At 59.5% G+C, this 22,199-nt stretch carries 21 protein-coding genes and 2 pseudogenes; 8 read left to right on the top strand and 15 right to left on the bottom strand.

Annotation, left to right across the window (positions count from 1 at the left end; all coding sequences use genetic code 11):
* Positions 1-25: 25 nt before the first annotated feature.
* Positions 26-370 carry a hypothetical protein gene (locus tag AAFG50_RS03685; RefSeq protein ID WP_011084509.1) on the top strand — a complete coding sequence of 115 codons (345 nt, stop codon included), beginning with the start codon at positions 26-28 and terminating at the stop codon, positions 368-370.
* 524 nt (positions 371-894) lie between these two features.
* Here AAFG50_RS03685 and AAFG50_RS03680 read toward each other — a convergent pair.
* Positions 895-1,116, bottom strand: coding sequence for a hypothetical protein (locus AAFG50_RS03680; RefSeq protein ID WP_014497999.1), 222 nt, complete (start codon positions 1,114-1,116; stop codon positions 895-897).
* Between the two features lie 569 nt (positions 1,117-1,685).
* Between AAFG50_RS03680 and AAFG50_RS03675 the strand changes: the two genes are divergently transcribed.
* Positions 1,686-1,943: a WGR domain-containing protein gene (locus AAFG50_RS03675; protein WP_011084508.1), complete on the top strand. Its 258-nt coding sequence runs from the start codon at positions 1,686-1,688 to the stop codon at positions 1,941-1,943.
* 50 nt (positions 1,944-1,993) lie between these two features.
* Here the strand turns inward: AAFG50_RS03675 and AAFG50_RS03670 are convergent.
* Positions 1,994-2,315: pseudogene (locus AAFG50_RS03670) on the bottom strand (DDE-type integrase/transposase/recombinase); the annotation flags it as partial.
* 362 nt (positions 2,316-2,677) lie between these two features.
* The gene (locus AAFG50_RS03665; RefSeq protein ID WP_011090955.1) at positions 2,678-7,003 is read right to left on the bottom strand and encodes a Ulp1 family isopeptidase; all 4,326 of its coding nucleotides are present in this window, start codon (positions 7,001-7,003) and stop codon (positions 2,678-2,680) included.
* A gap of 1,025 nt (positions 7,004-8,028) precedes the next feature.
* Between AAFG50_RS03665 and AAFG50_RS03660 the strand changes: the two genes are divergently transcribed.
* The 3 genes from AAFG50_RS03660 (at position 8,029) to AAFG50_RS03650 (ending at position 10,191) form a co-directional block, all read left to right on the top strand.
* Positions 8,029-8,313 (top strand): DUF3892 domain-containing protein, encoded by a 285-nt coding sequence (locus tag AAFG50_RS03660; protein ID WP_011090958.1) that lies wholly within the window; start codon positions 8,029-8,031, stop codon positions 8,311-8,313.
* A gap of 871 nt (positions 8,314-9,184) precedes the next feature.
* Entirely contained in the window at positions 9,185-9,409 is a 225-nt protein-coding gene (locus tag AAFG50_RS03655; RefSeq protein WP_154694125.1) for a hypothetical protein, read from the top strand.
* Between the two features lie 554 nt (positions 9,410-9,963).
* Entirely contained in the window at positions 9,964-10,191 is a 228-nt protein-coding gene (locus tag AAFG50_RS03650) for a hypothetical protein (RefSeq protein ID WP_223153796.1), read from the top strand.
* A gap of 385 nt (positions 10,192-10,576) precedes the next feature.
* Here the strand turns inward: AAFG50_RS03650 and AAFG50_RS03645 are convergent, their stop codons facing one another.
* Both AAFG50_RS03645 and AAFG50_RS03640 read right to left on the bottom strand, forming a co-directional pair.
* Positions 10,577-10,780 (bottom strand): cold-shock protein, encoded by a 204-nt coding sequence (locus AAFG50_RS03645; protein ID WP_011090960.1) that lies wholly within the window; start codon positions 10,778-10,780, stop codon positions 10,577-10,579.
* 16 nt (positions 10,781-10,796) lie between these two features.
* On the bottom strand, positions 10,797-12,203 hold the full coding sequence (locus AAFG50_RS03640) for a hypothetical protein (RefSeq protein WP_011090961.1): 1,407 nt from the start codon (positions 12,201-12,203) through the stop codon (positions 10,797-10,799).
* On the opposite strand from AAFG50_RS03640, the gene AAFG50_RS03635 reads away from it, so the two are divergent.
* Complete coding sequence (locus AAFG50_RS03635; protein ID WP_309248086.1) at positions 12,115-12,360, top strand: DUF3892 domain-containing protein; 246 nt, start codon at positions 12,115-12,117, stop codon at positions 12,358-12,360. The two genes, AAFG50_RS03640 and AAFG50_RS03635, sit on opposite strands and share 89 nt — an antisense overlap.
* A 3-nt stretch (positions 12,361-12,363) precedes the next feature.
* Here AAFG50_RS03635 and AAFG50_RS03630 read toward each other — a convergent pair whose 3' ends face one another.
* From AAFG50_RS03630 to AAFG50_RS03585, 10 genes and pseudogenes are all read right to left on the bottom strand, one after another.
* Positions 12,364-12,729, bottom strand: coding sequence for a hypothetical protein (locus tag AAFG50_RS03630; RefSeq protein WP_014498622.1), 366 nt, complete (start codon positions 12,727-12,729; stop codon positions 12,364-12,366).
* A gap of 101 nt (positions 12,730-12,830) precedes the next feature.
* A pseudogene (locus AAFG50_RS03625) lies at positions 12,831-13,321 on the bottom strand (HK97 family phage prohead protease).
* A gap of 196 nt (positions 13,322-13,517) precedes the next feature.
* Positions 13,518-14,066 (bottom strand): hypothetical protein, encoded by a 549-nt coding sequence (locus AAFG50_RS03620; RefSeq protein ID WP_223153797.1) that lies wholly within the window; start codon positions 14,064-14,066, stop codon positions 13,518-13,520.
* Between the two features lie 8 nt (positions 14,067-14,074).
* The gene (locus AAFG50_RS03615) at positions 14,075-14,608 is read right to left on the bottom strand and encodes a hypothetical protein (RefSeq protein ID WP_011090966.1); all 534 of its coding nucleotides are present in this window, start codon (positions 14,606-14,608) and stop codon (positions 14,075-14,077) included.
* Positions 14,609-14,805: 197 nt separating this feature from the next.
* On the bottom strand, positions 14,806-15,357 hold the full coding sequence (locus AAFG50_RS03610; protein WP_014498619.1) for a hypothetical protein: 552 nt from the start codon (positions 15,355-15,357) through the stop codon (positions 14,806-14,808).
* A 401-nt stretch (positions 15,358-15,758) separates the two neighbouring features.
* Entirely contained in the window at positions 15,759-17,186 is a 1,428-nt protein-coding gene (locus AAFG50_RS03605; protein ID WP_011090968.1) for a phage/plasmid primase, P4 family, read from the bottom strand.
* A 14-nt stretch (positions 17,187-17,200) separates the two neighbouring features.
* A complete protein-coding gene (locus AAFG50_RS03600) occupies positions 17,201-17,536 on the bottom strand; it encodes a hypothetical protein (RefSeq protein WP_161536874.1) in 336 nt (111 codons plus the stop codon).
* A gap of 13 nt (positions 17,537-17,549) precedes the next feature.
* Entirely contained in the window at positions 17,550-18,128 is a 579-nt protein-coding gene (locus AAFG50_RS03595; protein WP_231088587.1) for a bifunctional DNA primase/polymerase, read from the bottom strand.
* 76 nt (positions 18,129-18,204) lie between these two features.
* Positions 18,205-18,423, bottom strand: coding sequence for a hypothetical protein (locus AAFG50_RS03590; RefSeq protein ID WP_129964954.1), 219 nt, complete (start codon positions 18,421-18,423; stop codon positions 18,205-18,207).
* Positions 18,424-18,657: 234 nt separating this feature from the next.
* Positions 18,658-18,816, bottom strand: coding sequence for a hypothetical protein (locus tag AAFG50_RS03585; protein ID WP_016846393.1), 159 nt, complete (start codon positions 18,814-18,816; stop codon positions 18,658-18,660).
* A 103-nt stretch (positions 18,817-18,919) separates the two neighbouring features.
* Between AAFG50_RS03585 and AAFG50_RS03580 the strand changes: the two genes are divergently transcribed.
* Both AAFG50_RS03580 and AAFG50_RS03575 read left to right on the top strand, forming a co-directional pair.
* Positions 18,920-20,049 (top strand): IS3-like element ISRj2 family transposase gene (locus tag AAFG50_RS03580; protein ID WP_085967575.1). Its coding sequence is split into 2 segments (ribosomal slippage): positions 18,920-19,172 and positions 19,172-20,049, totalling 1,131 coding nucleotides; the frame shifts between segments, so codons are not numbered across the junction.
* 1,805 nt (positions 20,050-21,854) lie between these two features.
* Entirely contained in the window at positions 21,855-22,052 is a 198-nt protein-coding gene (locus tag AAFG50_RS03575) for a hypothetical protein (RefSeq protein WP_028144135.1), read from the top strand.
* Positions 22,053-22,199: the final 147 nt, after the last annotated feature.

The following is a 22,199-nucleotide window of genomic DNA, read 5'->3' as shown; positions in this document are numbered from 1 at the left end:
CAAAGATTCGTGGAGAGAAAAGCAGATGAGCGATGAGCCCGACCTCGAGAGCAGAGTCGTTGCAGCGATACGACACTATCGTGCGGCGCTCGACGTGGCGGAAAACCTGGAACGAGAGGACGCGTGCGCGCATCGAGCGCTGACGAGCACCCTGCTCGATTTGGAGCGTGCCCTGCGAGGCGAAGCGGCCCCGCATCTCAACAACAACCTGTTTGAGACCGGCTCCACGGCGGTTGCACGGTCGGATAAAACATGGGCCGACCTGGTCGAGGCGACTGCGAGATTGGATTCGGCCCGTCGAACCTTAGCTGCTCTGGAACGGCAGTTGGGATATCTTCCAAAAGTCTCGAGGGGAGCGGATCACAAGTGAGGTTAGATAAGAGTCTCGCACGATCGGAAGGTTTCCCGACCATTTCAGAGCGGCGGCGGCAACGCTCTGACGGGCTCGTGTCCCAGCCAAAATCCCGCGCCCAAAACAGACCTCTCTGCGTCCTCGTGTTTGGGACCGCCGAGGTACAGCGCGCGAATCGGGACCTTGCTGGATCCCAACCTTCCAACTTTCCCGCCGCCTCGCCGCGTCCTCCTATGCAGGAATAGACCTCGACGCACTGGCTCGATCGTCCTGTCGAGCGTGCACAGTTTCTGATGACGCTGACCAGCGCGAGTCCTGGTTGAGTTTCTTCTGCTTGTGACTCGGCGTGGAAACGGCATTGCAGCCTCTTCGATCTTCGGCGCGGCTGCGATCATGTGATCAAGCTCTAAAAAGTGGTTCGACGACAGGCAGGCGCTTGAGGCCAGCGTCAACGTTGTCGGAAAAGTGGAAGCCGTGCCGGCTCACACCGTAATCAAAACAGACGTCAAGCGCCAATCCAAGGGCCAGAGCTGCGCTTACGATCAACGTCGAACCGATGCGTTCGAACCACCAATCTCATTGGTGGCGCCTGCTCCGGTGCGATCGATGACCCAGGCCACCATGTAGCCCTTGGCCTGCTCGGTCTGCACCTGCCGGAGGGCCTCAGAGTAGGTTAGTAAGGGCTCTTGCGCCGGGTAGACGGCGCGGTCGGTCGGGGTGACAAAGTGATGGCAGCACACGCGATAGTCTTTAGCCTCGAACATCGGAATCCTCCTCTCGCCTCAGGTTGCGCGGCCATACGCGCTTTCAGATACTGCCCTACCACAGAGAATGCGGCCTTTAAGAGGCCGCGCGCTTCTTCAACACCCCATAAGGTTGGTCGGGCTGCCAGACGCAGGTCGGCGATGTCCGACCACATCGCGCGCTTGATTCTCTGCAGCAGCACCGGCAAAGAAGTGCCCGGGTGTCATTCCATAATTCACCCGTGTCCGGACTTCGATTTCCCGTTCGTCCGCAATTGCTCCGTCGATCGCTCAACGGCTGCACCGATGTCACCTAGTCAGCTTTCAAACCTTGCTGAGGCTGCTGGATCGACAATGCTTGGACCGAGCTCCGGCGCGATTCAGTGAGCTTCTCGATCAGTTCAGACTGCGGTCTCGGTTTTGCCGCGAGACGGTGGGGTTCAAATCGGGCCGTGGAGCCTCCACATCATCGCCACAGTCCGAAGACACCCGCCTGGTGCAATTGATGTAGCGAGAGAATGAATCGTTTGGCCCTGATCGATTCATAGAAAGCATTGGACCTCGCTTCCACAGGAAGCGAGAATCCATGCATGCCGAACCTTAAGCTAGGGCCGCTTCACCTTCGCCGCATCGACACCACCCGCAACATGCGGCGGTTTTACTTGCTTTCGATCCAACCGACCTTGTTCGGCGGGGTCTCGCTGATCCGCGACTGGGGCCGGATCGGCACGACCGGCCAGACGATGGTGCAGACTTTCGATGCCAGCGCTGAAGCGGGCGAAGCATTCGGACGGCTGGAGCGCGCCAAGCGCAGGCGCGGATACACCTCTGCTGAGGAGAGAGTCTGAGGTTTCGTCAATTTCCCGGGGATTACGGATCCACTTACGATGCCTGGAACGTGAAGTGACAGAAACCGTTGAGCCTGACGGGACGATTTGAAACGCTTCATGATCCGCCGCGTTGCCGCGTCGGCTGATGAGAATTCTCAGCCCGATTGTTGAGAGCTCTGTGCTGGCGATGTTCGACGAAAAAGCCCATCTTCGCCCTCGCAGCGCCGTGCGAACGCTTGTCCGTGATCATCACGCGCGGCGGCGTGCCGGCGGATTTCAAGAGCTTCTTCATGAGCCGCTGGGAAACCGGAAATACAACCAAACGGCATAGCTGATCACTTCCGATGGGAAGCGATGGCGGCGATAAAGAGGGTCCCGGGCGGTCGGCATGCCGGTCGTCTACCCCTCGGCCGCTCCAATTCGTTAACTTGACGGTACCCGCTGCTCGTCGACAGCGATGGCACGATCATCGCGGGCGAAGGCCGATACCTGGCCGCGCGAAAGCTCGGTCTCCTCGAGGCGCCGGTCAGCTGACCGGTCTTTCCGAAGCGCAGCGTCGCGCGCTCGCCCTTGCCGACAACCGCATCGCGCTGTCGGTGGTCCGGCGGCTCGTCGGATACGGGCGCTTCGACGGGGGCGAGACGGCCCGCGTGATGGCACGTCTCTACGCCGCGGCGCGCCTGCTGGTGAACTTCTTCCAGCCGTCATTCAAGCTCAAAGAGAAGCGCCGCGAGGGTCCGCCCACGGCGACATCAACCCCTGAGTCGCGCTTGCAGTGCCTGCCGATTGGCAACGACGTTGCTGAGGTTCAGCTGGTCTGGCTCCCGTCCTTGCGCCAATTGCCTAACCAGCTCCCGCGTGCCGTCCACGACAAAGACGCCGCAATCACAAGTGTTCTGCTGCTGGGCCATGCCGGCGGGCTGCAGGGCGAGGTTCAGCCTTTCTGCGAGTTGTCTTGCATGCGTCTCGTTGTATCTCCCGTAGGAATCGTAGTGATAGGCGACAGGCCGTTGCCGGTTGCTGCGATCAACGAACAGCAGCGACCAATGCCTGCCGCGGTCCGTAGCACTGGCATCGTTCACTGGCAGCAACAGGAAGTCGGCTGTATCGTTATCACGCCGATCATGGACGATGCGATGGAATACGCGTAGCACGTCGCTCTCCGCGCCCAGGCGCAGCCGCAGCGCTTCGAGGGGATCTACGAACCGCGTCCGGGCGGCGAGATCCGAATCGCTCCTCTGCAAATCCAGCTCCTGAAGCTGGTAATCCCTGAGGATATGCTCGTCGCCCAGCCATTCCGTGTCCTCGAGCACCAGCCCGCGGTTATGGGACAAGGCTATCGGATTCAACGCCCCGATCTGAGCATCGGAGGAGGTGATCGGAAACCGCCGCACGATATCGTCGCGCAATGGGGACGGTGCGGGCGCGGTCAGATCAACCAATGGAAGACCGTCGTAGGTGTCTGAACGAGCCCTGGCAGAAGGCGCTGGCGCAAAGTGAGCACTGTCATCCAACTCGGCCGCATCCGGATCAAGCAGTGCCCCAAACCCACGATAGAGATCCTGAGCCCTGGCAGTTGATGGTGATGCCGGTTCTTGCATCTGCCGCGCAAGCTCCTCGCTCAACCACGCCAAAGCGTCATCGTCCGAGTGGGCGGACACCGGAGAAAGCCCCTGCGGCGAGCCGAGCTGTCGAGCGCCCTGGTGATGCCCCGGTACCGGCCCGGCAAACGGCGGCGGAAAGCCAGGCGCCCGGCTCCAAGCATTGTCGCGCAACTCAAATGATGTGGGCGAATTCGGATTAAACGATACCTCAAGACCGCCGTAGGTGTCTGAGCAAGCCCTGGCAGAAGGCGCTGGCGCAAAGTGAGCACTGTCATCCAACTCGGCCACATCCGGATCAAGGAGTGCCTCAAATCCACGATAGAGATCCTGAGCCCTGGCAGTTGATGGTGATGCCGGTTCTTGCATCTGCCGCGCAAGCTCCTCGCTCAACCACGCCAAAGCGTCATCGTCCGAGTGGGCGGACACCGGAGAAAGCCCCTGCGGCGAGCCGAGCTGTTGAGCGCCCTGGTGATGCCCCGGTACCGGCCCGGCAAACGGCGGCGGAAAGCCAGGCGCCGGGCTCCAAGCATTGTCACGCAACTCAAATGATGCGGGCGAATTCGGATTAAACGACACCTCAATACCGCCGTAGGTATTTGAGCGAGCCCTGGCAGAGTGCGTTGGCGCTGCTTCCACGGTCGGCCGGGCAGGTTCCTGCCCAGCTTGGACTATGTCCTGCGCCTGCTCAGGAGGAACCTCGGGCCACGATGGGCCGTCTTCCACCATTAAGCGCAGATCCTGATCGTAACCTTCCGGGAGGACCAATGGCCGACTGACAGCTCGCTGCCGCGCGCTGTGCTGCGCAGCGGCGCCCCCGACGTACATCGCGACCGCATGCGGCGCCGTGACATCTTCGTAGCCGCTCCGCAGCAGCATCGGCTGCGTCTCCCATGACGACGTACCCTGTTGATGGGTAGGCGCCGGTGTCGGCTGGCCGCCTGAATTGGCGATCTCGCTCAGCTGCCGCTCGCCGGCAACGCCTTGCGGATTGTTTAGGGTCCTCTGCCTCTTCGCTGGCCTCAACTCAGCTGTGTCATGCTCATCGTTGATGAGGACCTCCTCGCTTGGCAGGCGGTTGCTCCTGGCAAGCGCAGCCATCGGCTCGTCCGGGGACTGCTGGCGGTCGGGCTCTCCGGGATCCGGTGCCTGGTCATGGCGCGCGGCTGGCTCGAGAGATGACGACGAGCGGGGTTCGTCCATCAGCCCCAAAAGCAAATCCTGATCGCGGCCTTCCGCGGGAAGCTCCTCTGGCCGACGGCCAGTTTCCTGCGACGCGCTGTGCTGCGCAGCGGCGGCGTCGACGCGCCTCGGCTCCATCAGTACCGTGTCTTCGGGATTGATAAAGGCCACGTTCTGGGGGTGAGGATTCAGCTTAGCGCGTCGTGAGATCGGCACTTCGCCCGTCGACCGCAAGGTCCGGAGATAGTCGATTGCCTGAACGAGTCTCTTTGGATTACCCTCTCCGGTGAACTCGAGCACCTCACCGCCATCGGTCAGCGACTTATTGTCGAGCCGATCACGAATGCTCGGTTTTTCTTTTGCGAAAAGCCAACGGCTAAAGCTACGAAGGGAACCTCCGTGCTGCTCGGCAGCGGATTTGCTGAACCCGCCCTTGATGAGGGCCCTCTCAAGCCCCGAAATAAGGGGAGCATCCACGGAATAAAGAGGCTGCTTCCTCTTCCCTATCACAATCCAAGTTGACTGAGCCGACTGCGGCGCCGAGGACGACGGGCCGGGTTCATCCATCAGCCCCAAAAGCAAATCCTGATCATGGCCTTCCGCAGGAAGCAATTCCTCTGGCCAACTGCCACCCTTCTGCGACGCAATGTGCTGCGCAGCGGCGTCGCCGACCCGCCTCGACTCCCTCAGGGCCGCCTCTTCGGGATCAATATGGCGCTCGTGCTCCATCGCCTCAGCGCCGGCCTGCGATTTTCGGAGACGAGCCAGTGCGGCACCAATCCTGGAATCAGCACCGGCGACCTTCCTATAGCTCTCGACATCTCCATCAAACGACGTGCCGAGCCCAGCAGCAATGCCCGGCCTGTTGTTGTCACGCAGGTAGTCGCTGAAATTGCGAAGAGCAGTTGCATCCCTCTTGCCGGCATCTGTCGCTACTTCGTTTTTGTACTCTTTGATGAGTGCCGCGTCCTGGGGATAAGGATGCAACTCAGTGCGGCCTGCGATCGGCACGATTCCGCCCGTCGACCGCGAGGTCCTGAGATGGTCTATTGCCCTATGGAGTGTCGCGGGACGCTTTTCGAACAACTCGCGCGCATCAGCGGTCAGTGACTTTTCGTCGTCGAGCCGAGCAGCAATGGGATCTTTGTTATTTGCGTAGAGCCTCTGGCCAAAGCTGAGAAGAGTACGTACATGGTCCTTGGCGGTGCCTTCGGCGGCCCCGCCCTTGATGAGGGCCTTCTCAAGCCCCGAAATAAGGGCAGCATCCTCGGGATAAAGAGGCCGTCTCCTCCTCCCTCTCAAAATCCCAGTTGACTGAGTCGGCTGCGGCGCCGAGGACGACGCGCCGGGTTCGTCCATCGGCCCCAAAAGCAAATTCTGATCATGGCCTTCCGCAGGAAGCAATTCCTCTGGCCAACTGCCAGCTTTCTGCGACGAACTGTGCTGCGCAGCGGCGTCGCCGACCTGCCTCGACTCCTTCAGGGCCGCGTCTTCGGGATCAATATTGCGCTCGAGATCCATCGCCTTAGCGCCGGCCGACGATTTTCGGAGACGATCCAGCGCGACACCGATTTTCGAACGAAAAGCGGAGACTTTCTTATAGCTCTTAACATCTTCATTTAACAACTCGCCGCGAAGCCGACCAACAATACCCTTCTTGTTGTTGTCACGCAGGTAGTCGCTGAAATTGCGAAGAGCGGTTGCATCCCTCTTGCCCATCTCTGACGCTACTTCGTTTTGGTACTCTTTGATGAGTTCCGCGTCCTGCTGATAAGGATTTACCTCAACGTGGCGTGTGATCGGCACGACTTCGCCGGTCGACTGCGAATTTCGGAGATGACCTATTGCTGTAAGAAGTTTCCAGGGCTCACCCTCTCCGCTGAACTCGCGCGCATCTTGAGACAGCGATTTTTTGTCGTCGAGCCGAGCAGAGATGCCCTTTTTGTTATTTGCGGAGAGCCAATGGCCAAAGCCGCGAAGAACACGTAAATAGTTATTGGTGGTGCCTTTGGCGGCCCCGCCCTTCGTAAGGGCCTTCTCAAGCCCCGAGATAAGGCGAGCATCCTCGGAGTAAAGGATCTGATTGCACTGCCTCCCTATCAAAACCTCCGTTGATTGAGCCGGCTGCAGCGCAGCGGCGGCCGGCATTGCTCCACCACCCACACCTGAACTGCTGATCTCTCTCAATTGCCGCTCAAAGGTCGCCGCGGCTGCAGACGGAGCCGCGGGTGAGCTCTCTTGCGGACCCGTGCTGCCCGATTGTTCATGCACCGACTTGGTCAAGGGGAAATCCATCCGTCCTCTTCAAATATGAACCTGGGCTATCGATCTGACATGCCGGGCAATCAGCAACAAACCGCCCTTTACAGCGCCGGCAGGCACGCACCGTGAGCATCGGCAGCGGATGTTCTTCCAAGGGGATCAGCCCTGTATGTTTGTTAAACTTAAATGGGGAAGCTGTCGAGAACCTGATGACGACAATTGCCGCGCCAAGACAGCATGGCGCATGTGCCTGCGCGCTTCGCCGTCAACAGCCGATAGACCGAAGATTCAGAGACAAAATACTGCTCCTCATCGGTGAGGCGTACGGCCAGCTTTCGCGGCGAGGACTATCTCCAGCCAACATCTTTGTGAATCGACGCTGAACATTGACCCATCAAGCACTTGGGACGCCGATCGGCGTCCGGACCCCATATGGACCCCGCCCGATTGCAACGACCGACTTGATCAGGATCGACGGCCACAACTACTGACGTATATCCGGCTTCTTGATGCGGCTGGACAACGTCTTCGCCGCGAGCCTCGATGGTTTTCGCATGCTTCTGTGAATCGGCGCGGGGGTCCGACGCCGATCGGCGCCGGGGTCACTTTTCCGGCACTTGAAAAATCAAGACGTTAGCCCACGAGATAGACTGATTGAGGGGTCAAACTTCGATCCGCATTCACACTCATCGGCCTTTTGAGCCCAACAGTCCTGGGGGGGGCGCGGGGGCGACTCGGCGTCGCGAAACATGCGAAACGACGCTGTCCCTGCCACACCCGCGCCGCGGTGAAGTTAGCGGCCACGTGACTCGGCGCCTCCATACCGAAGAAGCGCTGTCCCTATCGCGCGCGCCACTAACTTCCGTGGTCAGCCTTACCGCCTTGAGCTGCAAAACTGACCGCCCCGCCCCCGAGGGGGGGCATCAACCCGCGGGGGGCCCTCGCGTTGTATCGGCGAAAAGCCTCCCGGGCCCCTACCAGGATTGGTTGGGCTGCCTGGGCCGCCACTGAACGCTAAACTGGTCACCCAGCCTTTGCAGCACGAAGGAGAGAGCCCTGTGGTTAAACTCGCACGCGTTCGCTGCATCAATAAGACCGACAGGATGAATCCCCACGAGAGGATTGAAAGTGTCGGAGGTGAATATTCAAACGGAAGTCAATGGAAGCAGTCTGTCGTTCAGACGATCAGAGACATTGAAAGCGGCGAATGGGAGTTCTATGTCGAAGAAGACGGACTCATGGCTGGCGTGGTCGTGGCCGAACACAACGGGCACAAATACATCAAGACAACGGCGGACGGCGTTCAGCCAGACAATCTTCTTTCACTGGCTGAGTGCCCGTGATCCCCACTAGCGACGGCCTCCACGGCTAAGACCCCCCTTCCGCGAGCTAACGCTTTTTCCTTCCGGCCGCCCTGCGCATCCCGACACGGAGCTTCAGGGCCGCCAGCGCGGCGGCGCTCGTCAAACGATTTGCGCTCGTTCCAATCGGCTACGGCGCGGAGACTCGCCGCACCGGCACCAGTGGAGATGGCCTGCTGCAGATGCGAATTGTTTATTCCCTCGGCCCGTTTCGGCTTCGATAAAGTGCGAGAAATTCTCGCACTTTCTCCAACGGCCATTTCTGCCTGCACCTGCTCCCAAATCTCCTTACGTCGCTTGATGTAAAACCTCTCGCACCTAGCCAACCACCGGACATTTGCGGAGAGCGAAGCCGTCTCTTTCCGGTGGACAGCCTTTGGTTGCGATAGCAACTTGGTCGTTTTTCAGGACGTGAGATTTGCTTATGCGCGATTAGCAACTGCCGTTTTCTCGCGTTTGCTCGGATTGCACCTCAAAGCGCGAACGAAGATCCTACCGCCGATTACTGTCATGCAGTGCGATTTTGACCGGTGCGTGATGCTGCTCTACATTTACACGGTCATAATGATCGAGTCGTGGCTCGATTTCTGGCTCGCGTCAGCCCAACGTCTCGCCCCAGCATGCTGCCCGTGCTGGGGTCTCTCTTTCGGAGACTGACTTGGAGTCCTGGCAGCCTGTCGGTCGTGATTGAAGCAAGACAGTCCGTCACCCTTTCGTCAGCTATCGCGAGCGCACCCAGTGCCTTTTATGACTAACCCGCACACCGCAAGCAGCGCGGGCGCGCTGGCGAAAGTCTCACAGGCATGCCACCCGAACCGGTTGGCACACACGCGGCTCTCCTAGAAGAGCGCGTATGCGTGCAGCGATCTTCCGCGCCTCCTTCGGCCCGAGGTTGGGTTTCAAGCTGTCGAGCCTCCTCGGCATTAGACGTCGCGATTTGGCGATCTGCTTGGCTCAAAGACTGATCGGCCGCGCTGGCCTGATTGGCTGCAAACACCGCAAGCGCTTGGGACCGCAGGGACGTGATTTGCTGCTCGAATATGTGCATCCATTGGCCTGTAGCTACCCTGTGTGGTGACGTCGCAAGCGATGGTGGCCAGCCTTCGCCCCTTGGATTGGCAGGGCTGGCCACCTTTGCTCCCGAGGGGCCCAAAATTCCCCCCTGGTGCCACCAAGGAGTATCGCTGAGAAGGACTGGAAGCACCTACCAGTACCAGTGGGTTGTCGCGCCCCCGCGTGCATGCCATATCAAAGTGCTCGGCCTGCAAATGTTCGAGCTGGCTCCGCTCATAGGAGTAACCGCCGTGCCTAGGACCGAAGTGGTAGCGGCAATCCAAGCATTCACGGACTACGTCCGTAGGCCAAGCCATACACCGGCAGAAGACACGTACGCGCCACAGCGAACTGAAGAACAGCTGGCCGATTGGCGATCCCGGGTTGAAGTTATCTGCTCAAAAATGGACGCGGTGGCGGATTGCCCTCTTTCGACCTTATCCGAATTCGAGGCGCTCAGACGCGAGATGGGGACAGATTTTCCCGCAACACCACCCGCTTTACTAAACCGTGTAGCGGACGCATTTTTACGCTGCGGGTCGGCGGATGCCGGCCCCTTAATCAGGACGGAGCCGGATGATGCCTAGCACATTCTCGCTGCACAAGATCGACGAAGCTATACGCGACCTCGAAGAAAAAGTTGCTCACGGTGCAGAAATCAGCCGCGAGGAGCTCGCGAGCGGCATTCTGCGGATTACGAAGCGTCTTCGAGATGAACTCGAAGCCGCGCTCAAGGTAATCGATAGCCTCAAGGATCACACCGGGCTCACGGTGGCAGCCGCGCGACCTAAACAGCGGGAACGTTAGCGGCCACGTGACTCGGTGCTTTGGGGTGGACCGATAAAGCGCTGTCCCTATCGCGCGCGCCACTAACTTCGCCCGGTCAGCCTCAAGGGAGGGAGAAGCTGACCGGGCAACGTATCCTCCGGACGAATGCCCTAGAGCAACTACCAGGATTGTGGGCGGTGACTTGGCAATCAGTCTCGGATCGCAGGCAGCGCCGTGGCGAGTCGCCATCGGCAACTTACTACCAAGGAAGGTACAGCGCGACGAACAGTACCAAGAGGATTAGAGCGCACGCCCACGCGAACAATAGCGCCTTATCCATCGGCCGATTCCGATCGATCTCCTCGGCCGCCCGCAGCGGCGTACCACTGCGGCCTTTCTGTTGAGCAACACAATGGGTGGTGCATCACTCGATTCGTAGATTTTCCGCCGACTCCTTTCCGCGATTTTTCACGATGTCGAAGCTGACTTTTGCGCCCTCTGCGAGCGAAGTAAAACCAGCCTTCTCAACCGCGGAGATGTGGACAAAGACGTCATTGCCGCCGGAATCCGGTTGAATGAACCCATACCCCTTTGTTGGGTTGAACCACTTCACTGTCCCAATTGCCACCTTACTTCTCCATTTTTCAAAAATGAAAAGTAGTGCGCGACTCCGACAAAAGAATGGCTTGTCGCGACGCGCGTCCGCAGGCCATACGGGTGGCACCGATCTTACATCCTCGCCAGGACGCTAAGCGCGTTCTGACCTGCCACGTTGATGTTGTTGGCGTTGGTGCCATCGCCCTGTTCGTTGGCTGAGAACACGTGCAAACCCAATAGTGGCGGAGCCGCGTACGCGGCTGCTCCACCGACCTGAGTAGTATTCGTCCGCCTGCAAGAACCCCCTGACCAATGAAAACGTTGGTCGCATCCACGCCAATACCGGAAACCGCGGCTGCTGAGTTCGTGACCAGACCAATGCGTGATGCATACGAAATCTGCGTCGCATCTTCGGCCAGCCCGAATACAGCCGACACCTGATTGCCTGCGGACGCTCTCGCCTGCCTCACGGTCGCGCTGGAATAGGTGTATGCGAGGCCGCTATCGATCGCCGCTGCGGATGCCGTCACGCGGTTATAGGCATTCCACACGCCGAGGTACCCAGCCACACCGCCAGACCCCGAACCGCCAAGAATCCAATCAAGTTGCGACGATGCATTGCTGCGCGTGGTGCCTCCGCGCCACGCTGCCGGCCCATTGGTGATGGCTTGATTGTTGAGCCAGATACCATTGACCTGGCCCAACGCCGTTCCAGCCGAGCGCACCGTGTCGCTTGTCCAGTCGGGACCGTGAGGCAGCCGCAGCGTACCGCTGTCGTTCCAGACAAACCAGTCATTGACCTTGCTGGCGCCGATCGCCGCGGGGTTCTTGGTGATGTCGGTCGTCGCGATCGACAACTCGGCAAATGTCGTCATCGTGAGTTTGGTGCCGTCATAGATTGGCACCTGATTGCCGTTGTAGAGCGCATAGTACAGCGTCGTTTTGGCGCTCTGCGTCGTCGTCATCACGGGCGTTGCGCTCACCAGGGTCAGGCGACCTTGCGGCGGAGACAGAACCCCGAGATTGCCACGTGACGTTTGAGCACTCGCCACGTCCGACAGATTGTTGGCGCTCGACAGATCACCAGCCCCAGGCTGGCCCACCACGTTGAAGTTCCAGTCCGCGAGCGTGCCGCTGCCGCCGGTCTTGTCGGACGTCATGGTCAGCGTCGTGCCGCTGTAGGTGACGAGGCCTTCCATCCAATTCGCCGTGTTCGCCGCCGAGCTAGCCCGCACGCGAGCGCCATTCTGATAGGCGAGGCCGGCCTGCGTGGTGAACGCTTTGGATCCGGTGCCGATAGCGAGCGACGTGGTCGAAGTGCCGCCATACGTGGGGGCGTTGGCCCCCGCAGCACCGGTTGAGCCCGTGGCGCCAGCATCCCCCTTCGACGCCAGCAATTGCCAGTATGTCGCATTCGGAGGCGTGTGGTTGGTGTGGCCGAGATCGGAGGTCATTCGATCGATCGAGAACGGGACCAATACATTCTTTACGTTGGTCGGCGGTAAGCGCGCGGACGTTGGCGTCGTTAGCGGCCCGAACGGAAAATATGTTCGAACTCACGCTGACGGCTACTACAACGATAACCTACTAGCTCTGCCGGAGTGTCCGTGAGTTTTAGTCAAGTAAATCGTCCGCCTCCTCTGCCGGCGCCCAACTGATCTTGCTCGCATCGGCCGGTGTCGCGCCCATACTGCTTAGGCACAGCCTCAGTAGGCTGAGCGATTTTGTACCCATCTCCGCGCCGCTTTGCAGGCGAGCGCGCAAGACTGATGCGATGGAGACAAGACAACGGTGAGATGCATTGAGCCATGGCAACTCGCTGGCGAATTCACGCCATGCATTGGCCTGTTGCTCGTTTAGCCAAGTGGGTGGAGCGCCGATTTCGGCACCGGTTGGATCGTTGCGTTTATAGCGGCCAGCATTGATGATGTGCCGGCCTTCAACCAGCGCCTTGGCGGCCGGCTTTCTTGGTCGTGGCATTTTGCCCCTGGGGGTCCGAATTGCAGATGCGCGTGAAATGGGGGGCCGCCGGTAGCTAGTGGCGGCAGTGGGAGGGATCTGACCCACCCCTCCCCCTGCGCTTAAAGGATGCCGCGGGCCCGCATCTTCGCTTCAACGCGCCGTCGTGCTGCCTGGTTGTTGCTGGATGCTCGACTGATCTGAGCTGAGGTGTCCTTGCCGTAGGCTCCCCACAGGACCAAGCTGATCTCGAAAAGTTTGGCCTCGGTGATGAGGCGCTTCGGAATGTCGCCACCGTCGTCCCACTCCTCGACAACTGGAGTAAACGACACGCTCACCTCGTTGACAGTGCCAAGGCCTCCTGCCCTAAAGGCGCATCAGGATGCGGCTCTAACGAGTAGTAGAGTCCGACGTTATCCGAACGTAGTTTGAGGGTGCCGTTGCTGATGCGCCCCAGAGGCCTGCTGACATCATGACTGCAAAGCGCGGCGACGTCTGGATTTTGCGCGATGTGCTTGTCGAATGCGCCGCGCGCGAAGCGTTCCTCGAAGAGCCCCGCGATGATGGCCGGCCGATTCCAGGAAATCGCGAATCCTGAGATGGTTTCAGCCATTGCGTTGCGTCACCCGCAATCGTTTCTCGCGTTTCGCTTGCATCAACTTGCGCGCAATCACGGCTGGTGAGTCCGAGCACTCGGAGTGTCGGCTTTCGCCAGGCATCTTTACACGGCGCCGAACTGGCTTTCGGTCGGCCACATCGGAAGTGCGTTCGGATCCCTTAGACATTGTGGCCCGCCTCCTTCACTTCCTTCAAAAAGTAAAAAGCGCGGCCTTCGCGCCGATCGCCCAAGAAGTGCGCGCGCACTGGCCGCAGATAACCGAGGCGCACATCCTCGCGCTCCAGATCGTCCAGCAGCGCGTCGTGCTTTTCTCGGGCTTGGCTGCTTCCAACGCGCGAGCGGCCTCACATACCGCACCCAAACGGCGCTGGTACTCTGGCATCACGGTGAAGCACACGAGCTTGGAGGCTACGTTCCGCGCTTCGTCTGTGCGCCTATGCAGGACCTCCCGCGCTGACTCGATGTTTGCTATCTCCGTGGTGACTTCGCGGAGCTGCCGCGACAGATCGGCAATGCTGTCAGTAGGATCGTCACCAAGCAGCGCGGCCACGCCGGGCGAGATATGTTTCCCAAAAGCCGCCCTGCCCGCCTCGATCTTACCGCGCAGTTTCGAGCGCTCGCTGTTGAGCTTAGAGTCTCTCTGCTCCAATTCCACGCGTTTCGCGATCAGGTCGGCGTACGAGCTGTCGGCCTCCGCGAGGCTGGGGACGCGGAATTCGTCGGTGGTCTTCGTCTTCAACGGAGCCATTAGGCAACAACCTTTCCAAACAATGCATCAATGATACCGGCCACAGCGGCGACGTTGATGGTGACTGACTTGTGATGGCCATTGGATTGCCAGTGAGCGCAATGAGCGCCCGGCTGACTGAAGCGACTGACCGACCCATCAGGTTTGTGAATCGCGACGGCTCTACAATTGCAGGATACGGCAACCTGAGATTTTCGCGCCTCCGCGACGCCAGTGCGTGCGTCCTCGACCAAAATCGCAACAGCGATCGGCGCGTTGGGAATCGACTGCGGGGCCCCATCCAGGTTGACACTACCGGGTGTCATCGCGTGGTAGGCGCGGACCGCGTCAACAGCGGTGTGCAACTCGGTGTCAGAGGCGAGCGCAACAACGAGGTCGAGAACATTGTCCTCGTCTAGCTCAGGCGCAACGCCCGGTGCGCCGGAAGGCAAGATTCCGGCTTCCTGCAAACGCCTGGCGATTCCGGTGCTTCGCGAGCGCGGGAAATCAAGATGACGCTCGATCGCGTCGAGCACGTGATTCCAAGTGGCCATTGGGGCCGCTCTCCTTTCAGGATTGGAAATTGCGATTGGAGGGTTAAATAAAACGCCGCATGCAGCGGCTTCGCGGCTCAGGGCCGGGAAAAAGTGGCGACGCCGGGTGGTGGCCAGCGCGCCGAGTGCACGTCACGTCAGACCACAAATCGTGGTCTTCAAGGTGATACGTTCCCAACTATGGCGAAAACTGGATTTTAAGCCGCCAGCGCGATTTTCCTCCGGCGCGGCCTGTTCCTGCGAATGTCGGGCTCATTATCATTGGCCACCTGCGTCAGGAATCGCTTGGCGTCGATTGCCCGGATCATGGCGTCCTCAACGGCACCGAATTGCATGAGCCGAATGCCGCTTGTCGCCGGGGCGGTGCGGCCCGCAAGAAATTCAGCGCCCTCCGCAACTGCATGCGACCACCTGGAGTACGGTGCGCCCACGTCCTGCTGCCAATCCAGTAGCTCTGGCCTGGCGGGCTTGCCGGGCTTGTTGGGGGTGGCCGCCTGTTTGGTGCGGCGCTTGCCTTTGCTCTGGCGATATTGCTCGGCAGTTGAATGCCATCGCCCGTCCAAACCAAACCACTTGGACATATCCGCATTAAACGTCGCCCTCGCCGCCGCATCCAATTGCCAGCCATGGGCCGGCCCCATACCGGGGAAGCGGCGGTGTAGAATGCGGTTCAGCTCGCCAGGGCGCGGGCGGACCTCGGTAACATGGTCGGCTGCTATGGGTTGGTCGTTGTCGTTTGCGTGTTGCATTGGTTGTCTCTCGTGACGAGCGTACCTGACCGCTTCTGCGGTCTTGTGCGTCGGCATCTGCGTGCCGATCGAATAATCAAACAATCAAAAAAAGTTATACGTAACTCGGCCACTGGTTCGGGCGGCTCGCGGGATCCAAGGGATTTGCTATATCCCCGCCCCATGTTTTGGTTTTCATTTTGCACTCGGAGATGTTTTCCTGGGGGCGCGGGTCCCTATGTGAACGGCGGGAGAGATCAGCTAGACCCCGCCGCCGTGCGCGGTGTGCGCGATGTGCGTGATTTTCACGTATGACTCTCTACACGCGCGCGCGAAGCGCCTATAATGGAAAAATCGCGCACATGTCGCACACGTAGCACCGACCATTGAAATCATTTCGTTTTCCCGTGCGCGATCCGTGCTCAATCGCGCACGCTAGGTTCTTTCTCGGCCTGCCTAAGCAGTTGCAGTCCGATATAGAGTTGTCCGCCGCGTACCCTTTGCCCCTTCTTGAAGCCACTCTTGGTCAGCGACTGGACAAATCCCTTCTGGCTTCCGGGGCGCTCGCCAGATGCTTCAGCATAATCGGTCCACGATTTGAACAGATCCGCGACGAAGTCTGAGATGCTACGATTGTCCGGCTCAACTCGGCAAGCATCCTTCAGCCACTGGCCGAACGTGTCTTGCTCGGCAAAATACGTTTCGGTCGCCTCAACAATAGATGCAGGTCGCACCAAACCATTGCGCTGCCAGTCCCGGCACCCATCAACCATCCACCGCAGAATGGCGGGCGCCTCACCGCGAAGCTTTGCTTCAAGTTCACGATCCGGCTTCGTCGGCTTTCGCGTGAACGGCACGATGTTGAATCGCCGCCGGGCTGCGGCGTCGACGCTATGCAGTGCTGGCTGGTGGTTTCCAACCACAAACAGTTTGAATTGCGGCTGGAACGTAAAGAAGTCCTGCCTCATAAAGCGCGCTGAAATCGCATCGCCGCCCGTCATCTGTTTTATTCGCGACTCGGCCCAAGCCCTGCCCTCCTCTGTCTCGCTGGCGCTGACTAGACGCGCACCGCGCAACATCGCCAAGTCTGTCGGGTGTCTGTCACTGCGGCTGGCAACGAACGTGTCCATTGACGCCGTAGTCGCATAATCGTGCAGAATATAGCTAGTGGTGTTGAGAAAAACCGATTTCCCATTACCGCCGTCGCCATGCACAAAGACAAGTGCATGTTCGCGCGTGTCGCCCGTAAGGCAGTAGCCGCACCACTGCTGCAGAAAGCGGATCATTTCACCGTCGCCGCCAGTCGCGTCTTGAAGAAATCGCAACCAAAGTGGACAGTCTGCCTGGGCAGACGGCGCGGTGGACGTTAGTTTGGTAATGCCATCTGCAGGGTCGGCAGCGCGCATTTTCCCTGTACGCAGATCAACGGTGCCGTCTGGCGTTCCGAGCAGAAACGGGTCGCGGTCCCAAGCCTCGATCGTGACGGCGAAGGTTGGGTCATTGCGAGCGAACCCCTCGACTCCTGAAGCGAATGAACGCTTTCGTATAGTCGCGAGCGCCTTCGGAGACAGGCCCTGTGACATATCGCGGGCCATCACCCTAACATGGTGAGCCGCAAGGCCGACTTCGTTCCTGCGCCAGTACGAACCATCCCATTCAAACCACGCGCCAGTGGAGTGGCAGAAGCGCAGCGTGTCTCGATAGGTGCTCGCGAATATATACGCAACACTATCCTCGGTTACCGAAGTGCCGGGATTAGATGCGGGTTTGTTGTCGTTGGCTGCGACAGGCTCCTCATCGCGGGCTTCAACGGTTGAATTGGACGCGTCGGTTTTAATTGCATTTTGCATTCAGCAATCGCCCTTCAGGACAAAGTTGATGTTGATCGACGCGCTGCGGCACGCCTGGCGGGTTGAGTAAGAAGACGAGCAACGCTGACTGGCTTGGTGTCATCGCCGCCGCCAACTCGTTTACGCAGCCACTCGGCGGCCTCTGACGCGGACATGCTGAGGCTGACTGAAACCATGTTGATCGGCGAGTAGCCGGCGTTTCCAGCCGAATAATCGACAATACCACTGGGCTGGATATTCAGCGCGCGGCCTCGCTTCTTCACCTTCGAGTTGATCGAGGGGCGGAAGGATGCAACAGCGTGGAAGCCGCCCTGGTACTTGCGCAGATCTTCGAGTCCAAGCTCCGGCACCCATGCATCGAGGCTAGCCAACGCGCGGCGTTGATGTGTCAGCCCACGGGTGGTCACTATCGACTACCACCGGGCCGCGGTCACTGGCTTTGCTGGCTGGCTTAATCAGCGTCCCGCGCTCGGCGAAGTACGCCTCCGCCCGAGCCAACAATTCGTCGATCGCCTCTGGTGTGATTTCCGGAAGCTCGGCCAACGGTGTTTCGGCCGGCGAACCGTTGAACCATTCGTAAGGTCGGCCCGTATCGGGATGCGTTCCGAACGCCACGAATTGCGTGCGTTCACCAAACGCCTCGACCTGACACTTGGCGCCGTTGATCAGGTAGGCGCCTGTTGCGCGCTTCTCGCGAGGCTCGGTGGCGCGGAATGCGAACAGGGTCTTCGGTGCCTTGCCCATCCGATACGGCGCTCTGTCCGACCCCGGCAACTCCATCACCATCGCGCGGATAGCGTCGGCAGTCTCAGCGTCCGGCGTGTCGACATCAAGCCCCACAAGTTCGCCGCAGAGCAGACCCGTATTTGTGGCGTCCGGATAGTTGCGAGCGATGCCTTCCATTTGCGCAGCGGACCACCGCGAGCGCTGCCAGTTACCCATGACAGCGGCTTTGCCACTACACGCGACGGGACGGTATCCGTAAGCAATAAGGCTGCGACGAAGGTGGATAATGCGCTTAAGCGTGGCCCGCATGTTGGCAATCGCCCTCTAAAACGAGAGATGAAATTGATTCGACCATCGCGGGCGAAAGCGCAGCCCCGCGCGCGTAAGCTCGATGCGATCCATCGGCCGCACGCACAATGCGCACGCCGAACAACTTCACCCCTTCGCAGACTTCGACGTCCGCAAGGGCAACGTCAGCACCGAGCGGCGAATGAGTGGCGAGGATTTTCATATTCCGGGTCTCCCTCGATCAGAAGCTTAGTCAGTTGCCGGTCGACCTGAACCGGATCGTAATACAGGTTGAACGAGCCGGGGATCTTGACCGGCTCTCTGAAGTTGTGGTGGAAATTGAGTTGTGGCTGCACACAATTCCTCCGTTCGTAGTGTGTGATGAGTAGTGAGATTTTTCGGGCGTGACACTAAAGGTCGCGCTGCAGATATTTGGCGGGCGACGCGGGGCTGTTGTTCACGCAGCTACCTTGGACTTGCCGTTATCGTTTGCGCCGCGGGCAGCAAGCCGCCGCCGCGCGCGTGTCATCACGTCATCCTTCGACTGCATAGCGGCAAGCTCCCGCTCCAGGCGTTCGACGTAGGGCGCGAAGCCCGGCCGGTCGTGCAGCACCATCACCTCGGCGATGAGAGAGCTGGCCTCGCAAATTCGGACAGTAGCTTGAGTGGATTTTCTGCCTGACAGCGGCGAGGATTCTTGCTGCGAATCAGGAGCGAAGATGACGAAGAAGAGCCGCCGGACGCATTCTCCGGCATTCAAGGCGAAGGTTGCTTTGGCTGCGGTCAAAGGAGACAAGACACTGGCGGAGCTGGCGCAACTGTTTGATGTTCATCCGAACCAGATCACGATCTGGAAAAACCAGCTCCTGGAAGGCGCCGCCGGCGTGTTTGGGCATGACAAGACATCGGCCGAGACGCCGGTCGATTTGAAGGCGTTACATGCCAAGATCGGCGAGCTGGCGTTGGAAAACGATTTTTTGTCCGGCGCGCTCACCAAGGCGGGCCTGCTGAGCGCAAAGCGATGATCGACCGCGGTCATGATCTTTCTATCGTGCGCCAGGCGAAGGTCCTGAAGCTGGCTCGCAGCACGGTCTACTATGAACCTCGGCCAGTTTCGGCCGAGGACCTTGCCTTGATGCGTCGGCTCGATGAGCTGCATCTCGATTATCCCTTCGCGGGAGCGCGTATGCTGCGATCGTTGCTGCGGCGGGAGGGCGTATACGCCGGTCGCCGCCACATCGCGACGCTGATGAAGCGCATGGGGATCGAGGCGGTCTATCGTCGCCCGAACACGAGCAAGCCGGCTCCGGGTCACAAGATCTACCCGTACCTGTTGCGCGGATTGAAGATCGAGCGGCCCGACCATGCGTGGGCAATGGACATCACCTACATTCCGATGCGGCGTGGCTTCGTCTATCTCGCGGCGGTCGTCGATGTGTTCAGCCGACGGGTCCTGGCCCATCGCGTCTCGATCACAATGGAGGCGGCCTTCTGCGTCCAAGCGGTCCAGGAGGCGTTGGCGAAGCACGGCAGACCCGAGATTTTCAACACGGATCAGGGCAGCCAGTTCACCAGCCTCGAGTTCACCGATGTGCTGCTGGACGCGAAGATCGCCATCAGCATGGACGGCAAGGGCGCCTGGCGCGACAACGTGTTTGTCGAGCGGCTCTGGCGCACGGTCAAATACGAAGAAGTTTATCTCCGCGCCTACGACAGCGTGTCCGAGGCGCGAGCGTCAATTGCCAAGTATCTGGCCTTCTACAATCAGGGACGCCCTCACTCGAGCCTTGACGGGCGCACGCCCGACGAGGCTTACTTCGGCACGCAAGCTATGGTGATGGCCGCATGACCGTCGCCGACGATTTTGTCGTCGCTCTGGTCGGGCTACGCCCTCCCGACGCAACGACAAAATCGTAAAGCCCCGCGTTCAGCATAACCCGGCAGGAATCCACTTAAATCCAGCGCGGCGCTGTCCAAACAACCGGGGCCAGCTCTGAGGTCGAGGGCCGCGTCAAGGCGATCAGCGGTAACCGCAGACGCATTTAAAGTGGTCATGGGTGTGGGAATTTTCGGTTAGCGTTGCCGCTGAGCGGCTGCATTACCTCGGCTATGAGCCGATGACGGACAAGGTGTCCGTCAGGCAGTCACGGGCGCGCCCTCGAATCGCGCAACGTCGCCATGAGTGGTACATAGCAGAACGGGACCTCAACCGCAATACGAAAAGTCAAATCAAGTTTTGTTACAAGTTGTATAGTTATGGGTTTGCGCTCTACCGCCCCTCATCGACTCGTTAGTTTCGGTAGCCGAGTCGGCTACCGACCCAAAAAGTAGATACACCGCGTAGATACACGTCGAAACGGCAAGATTTTAACATATTGAAATATAATAGGAAATCTCATCATTACCTGTGGTTACATTCCGCTAGGGAGCGCCATTTAAAGAAAATAATACAATAAAATCAGCTAGATAGCCCCAGAGGGCCATTCATATTACACACCTGTTTGCACATCATTGGCATGATGACCGCAATGCTCTTTCTGTCGTCAGCGCCGCGAAGCGGCGGAATGCCGCCATTAAAAGCAGCCGATCTCCGAGTTGGGGCAGTCGCTCTCGAAATGGAGGATGGGGAGAAGCGGTAGTGGCACGTCAAGCTGCATTGCCGCCAACTCTGCCGCCGCGCCTAATCGATCGTGAGGCCTCCGCAGCATATGCCTCGGTTAGCCCGAACACGTTTGACCTTCTCGTGACGGCGGGAAGCATGCCCAAGCCGCGGGTCATTCCGGGTACGAGACGACTGGCTTGGGACGTTCGCGAACTCGAGCGCGATCGACGCTCTGCCTCACCACGGGGAAGAGCACGCGACCGGCGTTGACGCCGATGTTGGTTGGGAGAGGTAGGCCATGCCTCGCAAACTGCCACCAAACGTCGAGCGCAACGTCGTCAAGGGGCATGCGTATCTGTCGTTTCGGATCGGAAAGGCTTGGCATCTGCCACAGTACGGGGACGCCTCAACACCTGCCGGCGCGACGCGGTTCAACCGCAAGGTTCGGCAGCAACAGAGATATGCCAAACAGCGCGCCGAGCGCCTGGCCGCGATGACGCCCCGACAGCGAGCGACGCACGACGCCTGGCACCGAGCCCGTCGCCCGGGCCTATGGGAGGCTATTTGGTTTTTTCTGAGATGAAGTGTCGACTATGCCTGTTCGGCCGAATGGTGGGATTGTCCCAACGACAGCCGCCGAATTAGAAGCGATGTTGGTTGGGGATCCTATCCGATGACGCGAAGACGCTCTTCGACGTCATTGTGTTCGACGGGTCAAATCCTGCGGCCTCGGTTACGCGAAAGTCTCGTAAGAAGGCTCGCAAATGAACCGTGGCTCGCTTCGCAATCGTCAGGCCGTCGCGTGGGCAATACTTCTTGCCGGCCTCGGGCTGTTCGTCGCGCTCTATCCTCCTTGGTAAGGGCCTTTGGGGAGGCCCTGCAAACGCCCGTTGATGTGGCCGAGGAAGCTGTCACATTACTTTGACGTACAGGTGCCAATTTTGTAGGCGCTGGGATTTCGGAGCCCAGACCGGAATACGCGGCGAACGCTGCCAAGCGAATATATTCCGCTTGTGCAGCGTTCAGGATCCTCTCAATTTCGGGAGTTCGGCGTGTTTGATGCTGAAATGACTGCGCTGCTCAGGGCGGTGCTCGACGAAGTTTGCGAAAATATTCCTGTAAGCGAAACGGGCGCCAGAGCGTACGTTGCTTCGAAGCTGCTCGATGCTGCGGCACATGGACAGCTCTCAACCGACGCGTTGAAAGCGGCGGGTCGCAAGGCCTTGAACCCACCAACGATGTGGCGCTGATTATCCGCTCCACATCACTCGATCACATCGTATTCGAAGGCGACGCCCTCCGGGTCGTTCTCCTCGAACCATCGTTCCGCGGCGTCCACCGTCGCGAAGACTTGATGTGATCGACGTCGCCGACCTGCTTGGCGGTGTTCACATAGA

Origin of the sequence: Bradyrhizobium sp. B039, assembly GCF_038965675.1 — a bacterium.
Lineage (GTDB): Bacteria > Pseudomonadota > Alphaproteobacteria > Rhizobiales > Xanthobacteraceae > Bradyrhizobium > Bradyrhizobium diazoefficiens.
Note: the sequence above shows the minus strand (reverse complement) of the source record. Positions and strands in the feature narration are given on the sequence as shown.